The 15636-nt window shown below is 60.0% G+C and carries 14 protein-coding genes; 13 read left to right on the top strand and 1 reads right to left on the bottom strand.

From position 1 onward, the window contains the following. Window positions 1–58: 58 nt before the first annotated feature. Together greA and QCE79_RS10005 are read left to right on the top strand one after the other, a co-directional pair. Window positions 59–535: a transcription elongation factor GreA gene (gene greA, locus QCE79_RS10010; RefSeq protein WP_244825754.1), complete on the top strand. Its 477-nt coding sequence runs from the start codon at window positions 59–61 to the stop codon at window positions 533–535. Continuing rightward, the gene (locus tag QCE79_RS10005) at window positions 535–1056 is read left to right on the top strand and encodes a DUF4149 domain-containing protein (RefSeq protein ID WP_309843858.1); all 522 of its coding nucleotides are present in this window, start codon (window positions 535–537) and stop codon (window positions 1054–1056) included. The genes greA and QCE79_RS10005 overlap by 1 nt, the downstream gene beginning before the upstream one ends. Before the next feature lie 56 nt (window positions 1057–1112). Here the strand turns inward: QCE79_RS10005 and QCE79_RS10000 are convergent, their stop codons facing one another. Next, complete coding sequence (locus QCE79_RS10000) at window positions 1113–1655, bottom strand: YhbY family RNA-binding protein (protein WP_244825750.1); 543 nt, start codon at window positions 1653–1655, stop codon at window positions 1113–1115. 323 nt (window positions 1656–1978) lie between these two features. On the opposite strand from QCE79_RS10000, the gene QCE79_RS09995 reads away from it, so the two are divergent. The 11 genes from QCE79_RS09995 to phoR all read left to right on the top strand — a co-directional run bounded on the left by QCE79_RS09995 (window position 1979) and on the right by phoR (window position 14185). Then, the gene (locus QCE79_RS09995; protein ID WP_244825748.1) at window positions 1979–2653 is read left to right on the top strand and encodes an RlmE family RNA methyltransferase; all 675 of its coding nucleotides are present in this window, start codon (window positions 1979–1981) and stop codon (window positions 2651–2653) included. 173 nt (window positions 2654–2826) lie between these two features. Beyond that, complete coding sequence (gene ftsH / locus QCE79_RS09990; RefSeq protein ID WP_244825747.1) at window positions 2827–4713, top strand: ATP-dependent zinc metalloprotease FtsH; 1887 nt, start codon at window positions 2827–2829, stop codon at window positions 4711–4713. 225 nt (window positions 4714–4938) lie between these two features. Next, window positions 4939–5739, top strand: coding sequence for a dihydropteroate synthase (gene folP, locus QCE79_RS09985; protein ID WP_309845277.1), 801 nt, complete (start codon window positions 4939–4941; stop codon window positions 5737–5739). A gap of 93 nt (window positions 5740–5832) precedes the next feature. Next, window positions 5833–7191 (top strand): phosphoglucosamine mutase, encoded by a 1359-nt coding sequence (gene glmM / locus QCE79_RS09980; protein WP_309843855.1) that lies wholly within the window; start codon window positions 5833–5835, stop codon window positions 7189–7191. 204 nt (window positions 7192–7395) lie between these two features. Further along, a complete protein-coding gene (gene pstS, locus QCE79_RS09975) occupies window positions 7396–8427 on the top strand; it encodes a phosphate ABC transporter substrate-binding protein PstS (protein ID WP_309843851.1) in 1032 nt (343 codons plus the stop codon). Window positions 8428–8553: 126 nt separating this feature from the next. Next, entirely contained in the window at window positions 8554–9537 is a 984-nt protein-coding gene (gene pstC, locus QCE79_RS09970) for a phosphate ABC transporter permease PstC (protein WP_244825744.1), read from the top strand. After that, window positions 9534–10421 carry a phosphate ABC transporter permease PstA gene (gene pstA, locus QCE79_RS09965; protein ID WP_244825742.1) on the top strand — a complete coding sequence of 296 codons (888 nt, stop codon included), beginning with the start codon at window positions 9534–9536 and terminating at the stop codon, window positions 10419–10421. Before pstC ends, pstA begins: the two co-directional genes overlap by 4 nt. A 15-nt stretch (window positions 10422–10436) precedes the next feature. Further along, window positions 10437–11312, top strand: coding sequence for a phosphate ABC transporter ATP-binding protein PstB (gene pstB / locus QCE79_RS09960; RefSeq protein ID WP_370652025.1), 876 nt, complete (start codon window positions 10437–10439; stop codon window positions 11310–11312). 49 nt (window positions 11313–11361) lie between these two features. Continuing rightward, window positions 11362–12066, top strand: coding sequence for a phosphate signaling complex protein PhoU (phoU, locus tag QCE79_RS09955; protein ID WP_244825740.1), 705 nt, complete (start codon window positions 11362–11364; stop codon window positions 12064–12066). Window positions 12067–12099: 33 nt separating this feature from the next. Further along, window positions 12100–12801 carry a phosphate regulon transcriptional regulator PhoB gene (gene phoB / locus QCE79_RS09950; RefSeq protein WP_244825738.1) on the top strand — a complete coding sequence of 234 codons (702 nt, stop codon included), beginning with the start codon at window positions 12100–12102 and terminating at the stop codon, window positions 12799–12801. A gap of 70 nt (window positions 12802–12871) precedes the next feature. After that, complete coding sequence (gene phoR, locus QCE79_RS09945; protein ID WP_244825736.1) at window positions 12872–14185, top strand: phosphate regulon sensor histidine kinase PhoR; 1314 nt, start codon at window positions 12872–12874, stop codon at window positions 14183–14185. Window positions 14186–15636: the final 1451 nt, after the last annotated feature.

Genomic DNA, 15636 nt, shown 5'->3' with positions numbered 1-15636 from the left:
GGGAGATGCGCTTAACCGCGGTAATTTTTTTACGGCTGTTTTTGTTTGTGGATTGTCTATGAGCACGATTCCCTTGACGAAGCGCGGCGCGGAGTTGCTGCGCGACGAATTGCAACGCCTGAAGGCTGTCGAGCGTCCCGCGGTCATCAACTCGATCGCGGAAGCACGCGCGCAGGGCGATCTGTCGGAAAACGCGGAGTACGATGCCGCGAAAGAAAAGCAGGGCTTTATCGAGGGCCGCATTGCGGATCTCGAATCGAAGCTTGCCGCCGCGCAAGTGATCGACCCGAAAACGGTCGAAGCGGAAGGCCGCGTGGTGTTCGGCGCGACCGTCGAACTGGAAGATCTCGAGTCGAGTCATAAGGTGACGTATCAGATCGTCGGCGACGACGAAGCCGACATCGACCACGGTCTCATCTCCGTCAGCTCGCCCATTGCGCGCGCGCTGATCGGCAAGACGGAGGGCGACGTCGCCTCGGTGCAGGCCCCGAGCGGCGCGCGTGAGTACGAAATCATCGCTGTTCGATACGTCTGATGGAGCATCGACTCTTTCGCACGGTGACGATGATTTGGGTCGGCAGCTTGCTGACCCTCGGTCTCGTCGCCGCGCCCGTGCTCTTTTCGGTGCTCGACCGTACGTCGGCGGGATCGGTGGCGGCGCAGCTCTTTCGCATCGAAGCGTATATCGGCGTGGTCAGCGCGCTGATTCTGATTCTGATCCTGATCGGCAATCGCTTCGTGAAGAGCGGCATCGTCGACTACAAGCGCGTGCGGTGGCTCGTCGCGGTCATGCTGGTGTGCGTGCTCGTCGGATACTTCGCGTTGCAGCCGTTCATGAATTCGCTGCGCATCTCGGCGCAGGAAGCAGGGATGGAACTCGCGAATTCGCCTTATGCGAAGGAGTTCGGCGTTCTGCATGGCATTTCGAGCGCGATTTATTTGATCGAATGCCTGTGCGGTATTGCGCTCGTGTGGCGTTTGCCCGGTGCGGCGCCTGTCAAGATCGTGCCGAAGGGCAAGTCCGCGAAGGTCGCGGCCAAGCGCGCGCGTAGCTGAAGAAGATGCTGCGAGAGACGGCGCGGACGTTTTGAATCATCGTCCGCGCCGTCTCATCATTTGACGGCCTGATGTTGACGCTTCGAGCCAGCCTGACGCTTCTTCGCGCGCTTGACGTTGCCGCCCGCGGTGACGCGTTCGTTACCTAGCACTTTGAGCGTTTGTTTGCGGGGCTTCTTGACGGCGGGTGCATCGCGCGTGATCTTGACGGCCTTGACGATGCGCGGCGCGCGACCCTTGGTCGAACGCTCCTCGGCAATTTCACCGGCGCTCGGCGGCATGGTGCTGCGGGTGCGGGCGGTGCGGGTCTTGGCGGGCGCGGCGCCTTCCGGTCTCCAGATCACGAGCAGCTTGCCGATATGCTGAACAGGCGCGGCATCCAGGCGATCGCAGATCTCGTCGTAGATGCCAACGCGTGCTTCACGCTCGTCGCCGAACACGCGAATCTTGATGAGCTGATGCGCTTCGAGGTGCACGCCGATTTCTTTCAGCACGGCCTCGGTCAGGCCTTCGGCGCCGACGAGCACGACCGGATTGAGGGCGTGAGCCTGGGAGCGCAGATCGGCGCGCTGGGCCGGGGAAAGTTTAAGAGCTGGCATGTGGAATAAGGGACTCGACTAAAATGTGGGCGGCGGGTTTGGCGTCGGCTGGGCGTTGCAGCGCTGTCGGACGCACGAAGCGCGGGCGGTATGGACACGCGGCGCCGTCATGGACCGATCAGATGAAAAGCACCTGAAGTGCTGGGCAAGCCGCCCGAATAAACAAATAGGCCGGAAACGCAAATTTCGAGCGCTTTGCAGCGCACGGGAACCGGTCCGGCCGACAAGACGCGTATTATCCGCTAAAAGCATTGCGCGATACAGCAAGAATAAGCACGCGCGCAAGAGGTTAGTCCCCGGCGCGCAGCATGGGCTCAGTTTGAATGGCAAAGAACCGGTTTAATCATTCGTGGTTGCATGACCACATCAACGACCCTTACGTGAAGATGGCGCAGCGCGAGGGCTATCGCGCGCGCGCGGCGTACAAGCTCAAGGAGATCGACGAGCAGGACAAGCTCATCAAGCCAGGGCAGGTGATCGTCGACCTCGGCTCGACGCCCGGCTCGTGGAGTCAGTACGCGCGTAACAAACTCGCTCAGGGTGCGAAGCGCGATGCGCAGCGCGAAGGCGGTATAGACGGCACGATCATCGCGCTCGATCTTCTGCCGATGGACCCCATTGCCGATGTCACCTTCATTCAAGGCGACTTCCGCGAAGACGCCGTGCTTGCGCAACTCGCGGAAATTGTTGGCGAGCGTCAGGTAGACCTTGTTATTTCCGACATGGCCCCAAACCTGTCTGGCGTGGCGAGCGCGGATGCAGCGCGTATCGAACATCTTTGCGATCTGGCGCTGGAGTTCTCGCAGAACCATCTGAAACCGGATGGTGCGTTGCTGGTCAAATGTTTTCACGGCAGCGGTTACAGCCAAATCGTCGAGAAGTTCAAGCACCAGTTCAAAGTGGTGGCGCCGCGCAAGCCCAAGGCGTCTCGCGACAAATCGTCGGAGACTTTTGTCCTCGGGCGACGGCTCAAACATCCGACTGTGGAACACGAGTAAATCATTTCGGCGAAAAATAGCGATATTTTCGCCGAATATGCCGAAAAACTCCTGTCATCCGCTATTTGCGCGGTAGATAAACCTTATGGCAGGGGTTTGCGGTCTGGATTAGAATGCTTTGGTGGCGCCGCAAGGTTTATGTAGGCGCCCGTCTATGAGTGAGGAGTGGTGCTTTGAACAACAATATGTTCTCTAAAGCGGCAGTGTGGCTCGTGATCGCACTGGTGCTGTTTACGGTGTTCAAGCAGTTCGATAAGCCCCGCGTCCAGGAAGGTGTGTCCTATTCGCAGTTCATGGACGACGCGAAGAACGGCAAGGTGAAGAATGTCACCGTTCAAGGGCGGAATCTGACGGTCACTCCGGCAGACGGCCAGAAATACCAAATCGTGTCGCCTGGCGACATCTGGATGGTCGGCGATCTGATGAAATACGGCGTTCAGGTTAGCGGCAAGGCTGACGATGAACCCAACGCGCTGGTTTCCGCGCTGTACTACCTTGGACCGACCATTCTCATCATCGGTTTCTGGTTCTACATGATGCGGCAGATGCAGGGGGGCGGCAAAGGCGGGGCCTTCTCGTTCGGCAAGTCGCGAGCGCGGCTGATCGACGAAAACAATAACGCTATCAATTTCACCGATGTCGCGGGTTGCGACGAAGCGAAAGAAGAAGTGTCCGAGCTCGTCGACTTCCTGCGCGACCCGCAGAAATTCCAGAAGCTGGGCGGCCGCATTCCACGAGGAGTGTTGCTAGTCGGGCCTCCTGGCACGGGTAAGACGCTGCTGGCTCGCGCTATCGCGGGTGAAGCGAAGGTGCCGTTCTTCAGCATCTCGGGTTCCGACTTCGTGGAAATGTTCGTCGGCGTGGGCGCGGCTCGCGTTCGCGACATGTTCGAGCAAGCAAAGAAGCACGCGCCTTGCATCGTGTTCATCGACGAAATCGACGCGGTCGGTCGTCATCGCGGCGCCGGCATGGGCGGCGGTAACGACGAACGCGAGCAGACTCTCAATCAGATGCTCGTGGAAATGGATGGCTTCGAAGCGAATTCCGGCGTTATCGTGATCGCTGCGACGAACCGTTCCGACGTGCTCGACAAGGCGCTCCTGCGTCCGGGTCGTTTCGACCGTCAGGTGTATGTCGGTCTGCCGGACATTCGCGGTCGCGAACACATCATGAAGGTGCATCTGCGCAAGGTGCCGATTGCGAACGACGTCGACGCTTCGGTCATCGCGCGGGGTACGCCGGGCTTCTCGGGTGCCGATCTCGCAAACCTCGTCAATGAAGCTGCGCTTTTTGCGGCGCGTCGCGGCAAGCGGATCGTCGAGATGCAGGACTTCGAAGACGCGAAGGACAAGATTTTCATGGGTCCGGAGCGCAAGTCGGCTGTCATGCGCGAGGAAGAACGTCGCAACACGGCTTTCCACGAATCCGGTCACGCCGTGGTAGCGAAGTTGTTGCCGCATGCCGATCCGGTGCACAAGGTTACGATCATGCCGCGCGGATGGGCATTGGGTGTCACCTGGCAATTGCCTGAACACGACCGCGTGAATTTGTATCGCGACAAGATGCTGGAAGAAATCGCAATTCTGTTTGGCGGCCGTGCAGCGGAAGAAGTGTTCCTGAATTCCATGTCCACCGGCGCGTCCAACGACTTCGAGCGCGCGACCAAGATGGCCCGCGACATGGTGACGCGCTACGGTATGTCGGACACGCTTGGCACGATGGTCTACGTCGACACCGAACCCGAAGGCATGTTCGGCAAGTTGGGCGCGAAGACGGTTTCGGAAGCCACGCTGCAAAAGGTCGATTCGGAAATCCGCCGCATCCTGGACGAGCAGTATCAGCTTGCCCGCAAGCTGCTGGAAGACAACCGCGCGCGCGTGGAAGCCATGACGAAGGCGCTGCTCGAATGGGAAACCATAGACGCAGACCAGATCACGGACATCATGGAGGATCGTCCGCCGCGTCCGCCGAAGAACCTGCCGCCGCCTTCGGGCGATACGCCTCCGGGCGGCAACAGCGGCACGGAAGTCAAGCCGGGCAGCGCAACCGCGCCGGCCTAAGCTCTTCTAGTCCGATCATGGGCCGGTGTGCATCGCACTCCGGCCCATTTTTGCTTTATGGCTCACGACGGCGCACACATCGGATCACACTTCGCGCGTGCGTGACGCTCCTTGCAGCAATCCAGCTTTTTTCCGACACGCTTGATCACTCCATCTCTCTCCCAGCTTTCAGCGCAGCCGCTGCAATGCGGTCGGTTCACGCTGACATTCGAACGTCCGCTCGTGATGGGCATTCTCAACGTCACGCCTGACTCGTTCTCCGATGGCGGCCGCTTCCTTCCGCGCGATGCCGCTCTGGCGCGCGCCGAGCGCATGCTTGCCGACGGCGCGGACATCATCGATATTGGCGGCGAATCGACTCGTCCGGGCGCGCCGCCGGTTCCCCTGGCCGAGGAACTCGAACGCGTGGTGCCGATCGTCGAAGCGTTGCGGGACATGAACGTCCCGCTTTCGGTCGATACCTACAAGCCCGCCGTGATGCGCGCCGCGCTCGATGCAGGCGCGGACATGATCAACGACATTTGGGGTTTACGTCAGGAAAGCGCGCTCGATGCCGTTAAAGACAGTAACTGCGGCTTGTGCGTGATGCATATGCTCGGCGAACCGCGCACGATGCAACTTCGCGAGCCGGTGTACGCCGACGTCATCGCGGACGTCCGTGCGTTTTTCGCCGAACGAATCGCGGCGCTGGCGCAGGCGGGGATCGCGCTGGAGCGCGTAAGTCTCGATCCGGGCTTCGGGTTCGGCAAGACCGTCGAGCATAATTACGCGCTGCTGGCGAACCTCGCCGCGACGCTGCCCGTAGGCAAGCGGTACCCGTTGCTCGCGGGAATGTCGCGCAAGTCGATGCTCGGCGCAGTCACCGGGCGCGCGGCGAACGAACGGCTTGCGGCGAGCGTGAGCGGGGCGGTTTGCGCGGCGGAGCGCGGTGCGGCGATCATCCGCGTGCACGACGTCGCGGAAACCGTGGATGCGCTGAAAGTCTGGCGAGCCACGAGAGACACCACGCATCACGAGAAGCATTGAAAGAACTTCGGCGAAGGCGCACGCGCCGAATCGATCAACACATGTCGCGGGCCAAGAACAGGCGCCATATGTCCGCGAGGAGGGTCAGTAACAATGGCACGTCGATATTTTGGAACTGATGGAATTCGCGGGCGCGTCGGCGAGGCGCCGATCACACCGGATTTCGTTCTCAGGCTGGGGTATGCGGCCGGCAAGGTGCTCGCGGGAGCGGACCGTTCGCCGCAAAAGGGCAACCGTCCGACGGTGCTCATCGGCAAGGACACGCGGGTTTCCGGCTACATGCTCGAAGCCGCGCTGGAGTCGGGCTTTTCCGCCGCGGGCGTCGACGTGATGCTCGCCGGCCCGATGCCCACGCCCGGCGTCGCGTATCTCACGCGCGCGCTGCGGCTTTCGGCGGGCGTGGTGATCAGCGCATCGCACAATCCGTACGACGACAACGGCATCAAATTCTTCTCCGCCGACGGCAACAAGCTGCCGGACGAAGTCGAACTGCAAATCGAAGCGCAGCTCGACCAGCCGATGGCCTGCGCGCCCTCCGAGCGTCTCGGCAAGGCGAAGCGTCTGGACGACGCGGGCGGGCGCTATATCGAGTTCTGCAAGAGCACTTTTCCGGCGAGCTTCGATCTGCGCGGCCTCAAGATCGTGCTCGATTGCGCGCACGGCGCCGCCTATGACGTCGCGCCGCACGTGTTCCACGAACTGGGCGCGGAAGTCGTGCCTATTGGCGTGTCGCCGAACGGCTTCAATATCAACGATAAAGTCGGCGCCACCGCGCCCGATGCGCTCGTGCGCACGGTGCTCGAACACAAGGCGGATATCGGCATCGCGCTCGATGGCGACGCTGACCGCCTGCAAGTCGTCGATTCCACCGGCCGGCTTTTCAACGGCGACGAACTGCTCTACGTGCTGGTCAAGGACCGCATCGCAACGGACGGCAAGGTGGATGGCGCGGTCGGCACGCTGATGACCAACATGGCCGTGGAAGTGGCGTTGAAAGAGGCGGGCGTGAAGTTCGTGCGCGCGGCCGTCGGCGACCGTTACGTGCTCGAAAAGCTGCGCGAAAACGGCTGGCAACTCGGTGCGGAAGGCTCGGGCCACATTCTTTCGCTCGACCGGCATTCCACGGGCGACGGCATCGTGTCCGCGCTGCTTGTGCTCGCCGCCATCAAGCGTGGTGGCAAATCCCTCGCTGACATGCTCGACGGCGTCAGCCTGTTTCCGCAGAAACTGATCAACGTGCGCATGAGTCCGAACGCGGACTGGAAAAATAATGCGGCCATTCGCCGCGCGATCGAAGATGCCGAGCGGGCCCTCGAATCGCACGGGCGGGTACTGATTCGCGCCTCGGGAACCGAACCGGTACTGCGCGTCATGGTAGAAGCGGCGGCGCATCAGGATGCGGTTAGACACGCGGAAACGATTGCTCATGTCGTGAAGGACGCGACTTCCTAGACGATCCCTAAAGCGCGTCACGTCTCACCAAAAGCGGACTACGGTCCGCTTTTTCTTTGGTTACAAGCCAACGCACGTTCGACTTTCAGTGCGTAAGCGCAATGACACGCGGCGTTCATCAAACGTCACGGTACTGTCACGAAGAGTGCCTATATTTCGCCGTGTCGGTTCTCTCGCTACACGCTCACACACTCTGGAGGTCTCATGAAATTGATGCAATCCGCGCTGGCCGGCGTCATCGGCGCAATGTTCGCCGTCTCCGCATTCGCCACGGATATTACCGGCGCGGGCAGCACCTTCGCAGCTCCCATCTACACCAAGTGGGCTGACGCCTACCAAAAAACGGGCGGCGGCAAGGTGAACTATCAAGGCATCGGCTCGTCGGGCGGCGTCAAACAAATCATCGCGAAGACGGTGGATTTCGCGGGCTCGGACGCACCGCTGAAAGATGAAGAACTCACGAAGGAAGGCCTGTTCCAGTTCCCGACGGTCGTCGGCGGCGTGGTGCCGGTCATCAACGTGCCGGGCGTGAAGGCCGGTGAAGTGACGCTGTCGGGCGAAGTGCTCGGCGACATCTACCTGGGCAAGATCAAGAAGTGGAACGACCCGGCTATCGCCGCGCTGAACCCGAAGGTCAAGCTGCCGGATACCGACATCGCCGTGGTGCGCCGCGCCGACGGATCGGGCACGAGCTTCATCTGGACGAACTATCTGTCGAAAGTGAATTCCGAGTGGAAGTCGAAGGTCGGCGAAGGTTCGACGGTCAACTGGCCGACGGGCACGGGCGGCAAGGGCAACGACGGCGTCGCGGCGTTCGTGCAGCGTCTGCCGGGCGCGATCGGCTACGTGGAGTGGGCGTATGCCAAGCAGAACAAGATGACCTACGTGGGTCTCAAGAACGCGGCTGGCACGGTCGTCGAGCCGAAGACAGAGACCTTCAAGGCGGCGGCTGCCGGCGCGGACTGGTCGAAGTCGTTCTACCAGATCCTCACGAACGAGTCGGGCCAGAACGCATGGCCGATCGTCGGTGCAACGTTCGTTCTGCTGCACGCCACGCAGGACAAGGCGCCGCAAGGCACGGAAACGCTGAAGTTCTTCGACTGGGCGTTCAAGAACGGCAACCAAGCCGCGAACGATCTCGACTACATCTCGCTGCCGGATTCGGTCGTCGCCGAAATCCGCACGCAATGGAAGGCGAAGGTCAAGGACGCGTCGGGCAAGGCGGTTGCGCAGTAAGCGGTACCATGGTCTGAAACTGTCCTAAGCTCTTGAAGTCAGGACGGAAATGCAGTGCAGGCAATGCCGCGCGGCACGTCGAATGACGTGCCGCGCGCTCTGACAAGCAGCACAACCAAGGCTCCCATGTCGGACATCAACTTAGCGTCGGCACCGCCGGCCGCGCATACGCAGCGCGCGCCGAGCCGTTTCGGCGACATCATATTCGGCGGCATCACGCGGCTCGCGGCCGTGGTGACGTTGCTTCTGCTTGGCGGCATCATCGTTTCGCTCGTCATTGCGTCGATGCCGACCATCGAAAAGTTCGGACTCAGCTTTCTCTGGCGCGCGGAGTGGGACCCCCAGACAGATAGCTTCGGCGCGCTCGTGCCGATCTACGGCACCATTGCCACGTCGATCATCGCGCTCATCATCGCCGTGCCGGTGAGCTTCGGCATCGCGCTCTTCCTCACGGAACTCTCGCCCGCGTGGCTGCGCCGGCCGCTCGGTGTCGCCATCGAATTGCTCGCGGCGATTCCCTCGATCGTCTATGGCATGTGGGGTCTGCTCGTGTTCGCGCCGATCTTCGCGGAATACTTCGAAAAGCCGCTCGGCCATCTGCTCGGCGACGTGCCCGTCATCGGCATGTTCTTCAAGGGCGCGCCTATCGGCATCGGCATTCTGTGCGCGGGCGTGATCCTCGCCATCATGATCATTCCGTACATTGCCTCGGTGATGCGCGACGTCTTCGAAGTCACGCCCGTGCTTCTCAAGGAATCGGCATACGGCATCGGCTGCACGACCTGGGAAGTGATGTGGAAGATCGTGTTGCCGTACACGCGCGCCGGTGTGATCGGCGGCGTGATGCTCGGCCTCGGCCGCGCGCTCGGCGAGACCATGGCGGTGACGTTCGTGATCGGCAACACCAATCTGCTCGACAACGTGTCGCTGTTCTCGCCAGGCAACAGCATCACCTCGGCGCTCGCCAACGAATTCGCCGAAGCAAGCCCCGGCCTGCATACGTCGGCGCTGATGGAACTCGGGCTCATCCTGTTCGTGATCACGTTCGTCGTGCTCGCGTTGTCCAAGCTGATGCTGCTGCGCATGGAACGCGGGGAGGGAGTCAAGTGAGCCGTCCCGCCACCTTCAATCAGGACCCCGACCGCGTGGACGCCACGCGCAAGAAGCTGCAGAGCCGTCGACGCGGCACCAATGCGATCGCGCTGACGCTCTCGCTGGCCGCGATGGCTTTCGGCCTTCTGTGGCTCGTGTGGATTCTCTTCACGACGCTTAAGCTCGGCGTCGCTGGCCTGTCGCTCGAACTCTTCACGCAGTCGACGCCGCCGCCGAACACCGATGGCGGCGGTCTTGCCAACGCTATCGTCGGCAGTCTGATGCTCGTCATCATCGCCACGTTCATCGGCACGCCGCTCGGCATTCTGGCGGGCGTCTATCTCGCGGAATATGGCCAGAAGCGTTGGCTTGCGAGCGTCACGCGCTTCATCAACGACATTCTGTTGTCGGCGCCTTCCATCGTCGTGGGCTTGTTCGTGTATGCGCTCGTCGTCGCGAAGATGGGTCGCTTCTCGGGATGGGCCGGCGTGATCGCGCTCGCCTTGCTGCAGATTCCGATCGTCATCCGCACCACTGAAAACATGCTGAAGCTCGTGCCGAACGCGCTGCGCGAAGCGGCTTTCGCGCTCGGCACGCCCAAGTGGAAGATGGTGATGTCGATCACGCTGAAGGCGTCGATTGGCGGCATCGTCACGGGCGTGTTGCTGGCGGTCGCGCGGATTGCCGGCGAAACCGCGCCGCTGCTCTTCACGTCGCTGTCGAATCAGTTTTTCTCGTGGGACATGAATCAGCCGGTGGCGAACCTTCCGGTCACGATCTACAAGTTCGCGATGAGCCCGTTCCCGCAATGGCAGACGCTCGCGTGGGCCGGTGTGTTCCTTATTACGCTCGGCGTGCTGGGTTTGAATATCCTCGCGCGCACGATTATCTCGAAGAAATAAAGGCGGAGTGATTCCATGAACATGGTCGAAAGTGGTGTCAACCACCTTGATTCGAAAGCGGATGCGGCGCCCGTCGAGCGTGGTCCCGTTCCTGGCAGCGTGCGTCCGAAGCACGGCTCGCAAGCCGCCGATTCGATCAAGCCGAAGATCGAAGTGAAGAACCTCAACTTCTTCTACAACAAGTATCACGCGCTGAAGAACATCAACCTGCGCATTCCCGAGAAGAAGGTGACGGCGTTCATCGGACCTTCGGGCTGCGGCAAGTCCACGCTCCTGCGCACCTTCAACAAGATGTACGCCCTTTATCCCGAGCAGCGCGGCGAAGGCGAGATTCTGATGGACGGCGTCAACCTGCTCGACACGACGCGCGACATCTCGCTTTTACGCGCGCGCGTGGGCATGGTGTTCCAGAAGCCTACGCCGTTTCCCATGTCGATCTACGACAACATCGCGTTCGGCGTGAAGATGTTCGAACAACTGTCGCGCTCGGAGATGGACGACCGCGTCGAATGGGCGCTGACCAAGGCCGCGCTCTGGAACGAAGTGAAGGACAAGCTGCAGCAAAGCGGCTACGGATTGTCGGGCGGCCAGCAGCAGCGCCTTTGCATTGCGCGCGGCATCGCCATTCGTCCGGAAGTGCTGTTGCTCGACGAGCCCTGCTCGGCGCTCGACCCGATTTCCACGGGCCGTATCGAGGAACTGATCGCGGAACTGAAAAGTGACTATACGGTTGTGATCGTCACGCACAACATGCAGCAGGCAGCCCGTTGCTCGGACTACACTGCATACATGTACCTTGGCGAGCTGATCGAATTCGGCGATACGGAGAAGATCTTCATCAAGCCCACGCGCAAGGAAACGGAAGACTACATCACGGGCCGTTTCGGCTGATCCGGCCAGATCAGGCGAACTGAAACATAAAAGGACTTAAGGAGCACATATGTCCGATAAACATCTGTCGAGCCAGTTCGACGCCGATCTCAACGCGGTGTCGTCGAAAGTGCTGCAAATGGGCGGTCTCGTGGAGTCGCAGATCATCGCGGCCATGCAGGCACTCAACGAATTCGACATGGCGATCGCCGATCAGGTGATTGCCGCCGAAGTGCGTCTGAACACGATGGAAGTCGAGATCGACGAAGAGTGCAGCAACATCATCGCGCGACGCCAGCCGGCCGCGCGCGACCTGCGTCTGCTCATGGCGATCTCGAAGACCATCACGAACCTCGAACGCGCCGGCGACGAAGCTGAAAAGATCGCGAAGCGCGTGAAACGCATCAACGAAGACGGCGCGGGCCGCGCGGTGAATATCGCGGAGATCAAGCTCTCGGGCGAGATGGCCGTGTCGATTCTGCGCCGCGCGCTCGACGCGTTCGCGCGTCTGGACACCGTGGCCGCCGCGCAGATCGTGCGCGACGACAAAGCCATCGACGACGAATTCCGCGCCTTCGTGCGCAAGCTCGTCACCTACATGATGGAAGACCCGCGCACCATTTCCGCCGGCCTCGACTATCTGTTCATTGCGAAGGCGGTGGAGCGTATCGGCGATCACGCTAAGAACATCGCCGAGTTCATCATCTACATCGTGAAGGGTACGGACGTGCGGCATATCTCGCGCGACCAGCTCGAACGCGAAGCGCTCAGTTAATCTTCTCTCAAAGCAAAAGGTCAAGAGGTGCCGATGCCCAGCAGTATCCTCGTCATCGAAGACGAACCCGCGATCTCCGAACTGATCTCGGTGAATCTGCAACACGCGGGACATTGCCCGATTCGCGCGTATAACGCTGAGCAGGCGCAAAACCTGATCAGCGACGTGCTGCCCGATCTCGTGCTGCTCGACTGGATGCTGCCCGGCAAGTCCGGCATTGCGTTCGCGCGCGACTTGCGCAACAACGAGCGCACGAAGCATATTCCGATCATCATGCTGACCGCGCGCGGCGACGAGCAGGACAAGGTGCTCGGGCTCGAGATCGGCGCGGACGACTACGTCACCAAGCCGTTTTCGCCGAAAGAACTGATGGCGCGCATCAAGGCGGTGTTGCGCCGGCGTGCCCCGCAGCTGACGGAAGATGTGGTTGCCATCAATGGTTTGCGGCTCGATCCGGCGACGCATCGCGTGGCGGCGAGCCATTCCGGCAACGACATTAAGCTCGATCTCGGCCCGACCGAATTCCGCTTGCTGCATTTTTTCATGACGCATCCGGAGCGCGTGCATAGCCGCACGCAGTTGCTGGATCAGGTGTGGGGCGATCACGTATTCGTCGAAGAGCGCACGGTCGATGTTCACATCAAGCGCCTGCGCGCCGCGCTCAAGCCCGCGGGCTGCGATGCTATGATCGAAACGGTGCGCGGCAGCGGATATCGGCTCGCGAAGAGCGCCTGATAAGCGTGCTCTAGTCTCTGCCGCATGTTTATGACGAACCGCGCGTTCGTCGCTTGGACTCGCCGACAACATGAATATCATCTGGACGCGGTCAGTCGTGTCCCTCGTACTGCTCGCCGCGCTCTGTGCGGCGATCGGCGCGTTTGCCGGCGTGCGCGTGGCGCTGGCTGTCGCCGTCGTCATGCTGGTTCTGCAGGGCTTTTTCGCCACCTATCACACGCAGCGTCTCTGGCGTCTGCTCGAAGCGCCGGTGTATGGCGAAGTGCCTAGCGCGCTCGGCATTTGGGGCGAAATCTATTACCGCTTGCACAAGCTGGCGAAGCGCTGGCATGCGCAAGTGCGGCAGGTCGAGCAACAGCATTCGCGCTTCATTCAGGCGATCCAGGCTTCGCCCAATGGCGTGGCGATGCTCGACGATCACGATCAGATCGAGTGGTGCAACGCTATCGCCGAGAAGCATTTCGGGCTCGATGCCAAACGCGATTTGCGCCAGCACATCACGCATCTCGTGCGGCACCCGGACTTCATTCGCTATCTGAACTCGCATCATTATGAGGAAATGCTCGTGATGCGCGGAATGGGCGTGAACCGGCAGCACACGGTATCGGTGCAGGTATTTCCTTATGGCGATCATCGCAAGCTGATACTCACGCAGGACATTACCGAACTCGAGCGTACCGATTCGATGCGACGCGATTTCGTCGCCAATGTCTCGCATGAATTGAAGACGCCGCTGACGGTGTTATCGGGCTTTCTTGAGACCATGCGTGAGTTGCCGCTCAGCGAGGCGGACCGCATGCGTTATCTGGACATGATGGAACAGCAGGCTTCGCGCATGCAGAACATCGTGCGTGATCTTTTGGTGCTTGCGAATCTGGAAGGCGATGTGCGTCCGCCTGGCGACGAGTTGCTGGATATGCGCGCGGTGATGCGGCATCTCGAAGACGACGCGGTGAATCTTTCTGGCGGGCGTCACCGGATTGCCTTTCATATCGATGATTCGTTGACTATCGCAGGCGCGGAGACCGAGGTCGTCAGTGCGCTGGGGAATCTCGTTACCAATGCGGTGCGTTATACGCCGGATGGCGGGGCGATTGAAGTCTCTTGGCAACGTGTGGCGGATCGGGCGGTTTTCACGGTGCGTGATAGCGGGTATGGGATTCCCGCAGAGCATATTCCGCGGCTTACCGAGCGGTTTTATCGCGTGGATCGGAGTCGGTCGCGGGATACGGGTGGCACCGGGCTCGGGCTTGCTATCGTCAAGCATGTGCTGCAGCGGCATCATGCGGAGCTCGATGTCAAAAGTGAAGTCGGGAAGGGAAGTACGTTTGTTGTTCGGTTTCCTTCTTCAAGGACTGCTTTGAGGAAGTCTTTGGCGGCTTAGGGGTTTTTGTTTAGCTTCCTGGGAAGTTGAGCCGTTGTCTCGCGGTTTGTTTCAGTAGCCGCCTTCCCGGCGGAGGGGTGACTTTCTTTCCTGCTGCAAAGAAAGTCACCAAAGAAAGCAGCTTAGGAACCGGCTTCTGGAGCACAACTGGTTTCTCGCTATTTACCACAAGCCCTTTGGGCACTTCCCATTGCTAACGTTCGTCGTAGGTCAATTTCCAGGCGCACGCTTCTCTTTTAGGCTGCTTCGAGGAAGCCTTTGGCCGCTTAGAGATCTTTGTTTAGCGCTTGCTAGGAAGTTGTACCGTTGTCTCGCGTTTCGTTTCAGTAGCCGCCTGCCCGGCGGAGGGGTAACTTTCTTTGCTGCTGCAAAGAAAGTCACCAAAGAAAGCAGCTTAGGAACCGGCTTTTGAAGCACAACTGGTTCCTCGCTATTTACCACAAGCCCTTTGGGCACTCCCCGTCGCTCACGCTCGTGGTAAATCGTTAGCACGCGCAAGCGAATAGAGCCATCACGCCGCCTAACGAAAAAGCGCATGCGTGTTCTACATGTGCCAGGAGTAGAACACACATACGGTGGCCGACCAAAACGCAAAATAAATTACGACGCCCTAATGGTTAACTTTGCACCTACACCCTAAGAAAAGAACAACGAGACAAAGGTCTTCCTTAACGCTGTCTAGTGACAAGTCTGTGCTTAACGTAGATTTACCGCCGGCATTAGCGAGGGGGTGTGCTCAAGGGGTTTGTGGTAAATAGCGGGGAACCAGTTGTGCTTCAGAAGGCGGTTCTACAGCTGCTTTCTTTGGTGACTTTCTTTGCAGCAGCAAAGAAAGTTACCCCTCCGCCGGGCAGGCGGCTACTGAAACAAACCGCGAGACAACGGCTCAAATTCCCAGAAGGCGCCGGTGCTAGATAAAGCATTCACCACGAGCATGAGCAATGAGAAGTGCCCAAAGGGCTTGTGGTGAATAGCGAGGAACCAGTTGTGCTTCAGAAGCCGGTTTCCAAGCTGCTTTCTTTGGTGACTTTCTTTGCAGCCGCAAAGAAAGTTACCCCTCCGCCGGGGAGGCGGCTACTGAAACAAACCGCGAGACAACGGCTCAAGTTCCCAGAAGGCCCCGGTGCTAGATAATTCACCACGAGCATGAGCAATGAGAAGTGCCCAAAGGGCTTGTGGTAAATAGCGAGGAACCAGTTGTGCTTCAGAAGCCGGTTCCAAAGCTGCTTTCTTTGGTGACTTTCTTTGCAGCCGCAAAGAAAGTTACCCCCCCTCCGCCGGGGAGGCGGCTACTGAAACAAACCGCGAGACAACGGCTCAAGTTCCCAGAAGGCGCCGGTGCTAGATAAAACATTCACCACGAGCATGAGCAATGAGAAGTGCCCAAAGGGCTTGTGGTAAATAGCGAGGAACCAGTTGTGCTTCAGAAGCCGGTTCCAAAGCTGCTTTCT

Source organism: Caballeronia sp. LZ003 (assembly GCF_031451465.1).
Lineage (GTDB): Bacteria > Pseudomonadota > Gammaproteobacteria > Burkholderiales > Burkholderiaceae > Caballeronia.
Note: the sequence above shows the minus strand (reverse complement) of the source record. Positions and strands in the feature narration are given on the sequence as shown.

Bases quoted from the DNA above. Each gene is read 5' to 3' on its own strand.
- QCE79_RS09995 (WP_244825748.1), top strand. From the start codon at position 1,979: ATGGCAAAGAACCGGTTTAATCATTCGTGGTTGCATGACCACATCAAC.
- pstB (WP_370652025.1), top strand. From the start codon at position 10,437: ATGAACATGGTCGAAAGTGGTGTCAACCACCTTGATTCGAAAGCGGAT.
- phoB (WP_244825738.1), top strand. From the start codon at position 12,100: ATGCCCAGCAGTATCCTCGTCATCGAAGACGAACCCGCGATCTCCGAA.
- QCE79_RS10005 (WP_309843858.1), top strand. From the start codon at position 535: ATGGAGCATCGACTCTTTCGCACGGTGACGATGATTTGGGTCGGCAGC.
- phoU (WP_244825740.1), top strand. From the start codon at position 11,362: ATGTCCGATAAACATCTGTCGAGCCAGTTCGACGCCGATCTCAACGCG.
- greA (WP_244825754.1), top strand. From the start codon at position 59: ATGAGCACGATTCCCTTGACGAAGCGCGGCGCGGAGTTGCTGCGCGAC.
- pstS (WP_309843851.1), top strand. From the start codon at position 7,396: ATGAAATTGATGCAATCCGCGCTGGCCGGCGTCATCGGCGCAATGTTC.
- phoR (WP_244825736.1), top strand. From the start codon at position 12,872: ATGAATATCATCTGGACGCGGTCAGTCGTGTCCCTCGTACTGCTCGCC.
- folP (WP_309845277.1), top strand. From the start codon at position 4,939: ATGGGCATTCTCAACGTCACGCCTGACTCGTTCTCCGATGGCGGCCGC.
- glmM (WP_309843855.1), top strand. From the start codon at position 5,833: ATGGCACGTCGATATTTTGGAACTGATGGAATTCGCGGGCGCGTCGGC.
- QCE79_RS10000 (WP_244825750.1), bottom strand. From the start codon at position 1,655: ATGCCAGCTCTTAAACTTTCCCCGGCCCAGCGCGCCGATCTGCGCTCC.
- pstC (WP_244825744.1), top strand. From the start codon at position 8,554: ATGTCGGACATCAACTTAGCGTCGGCACCGCCGGCCGCGCATACGCAG.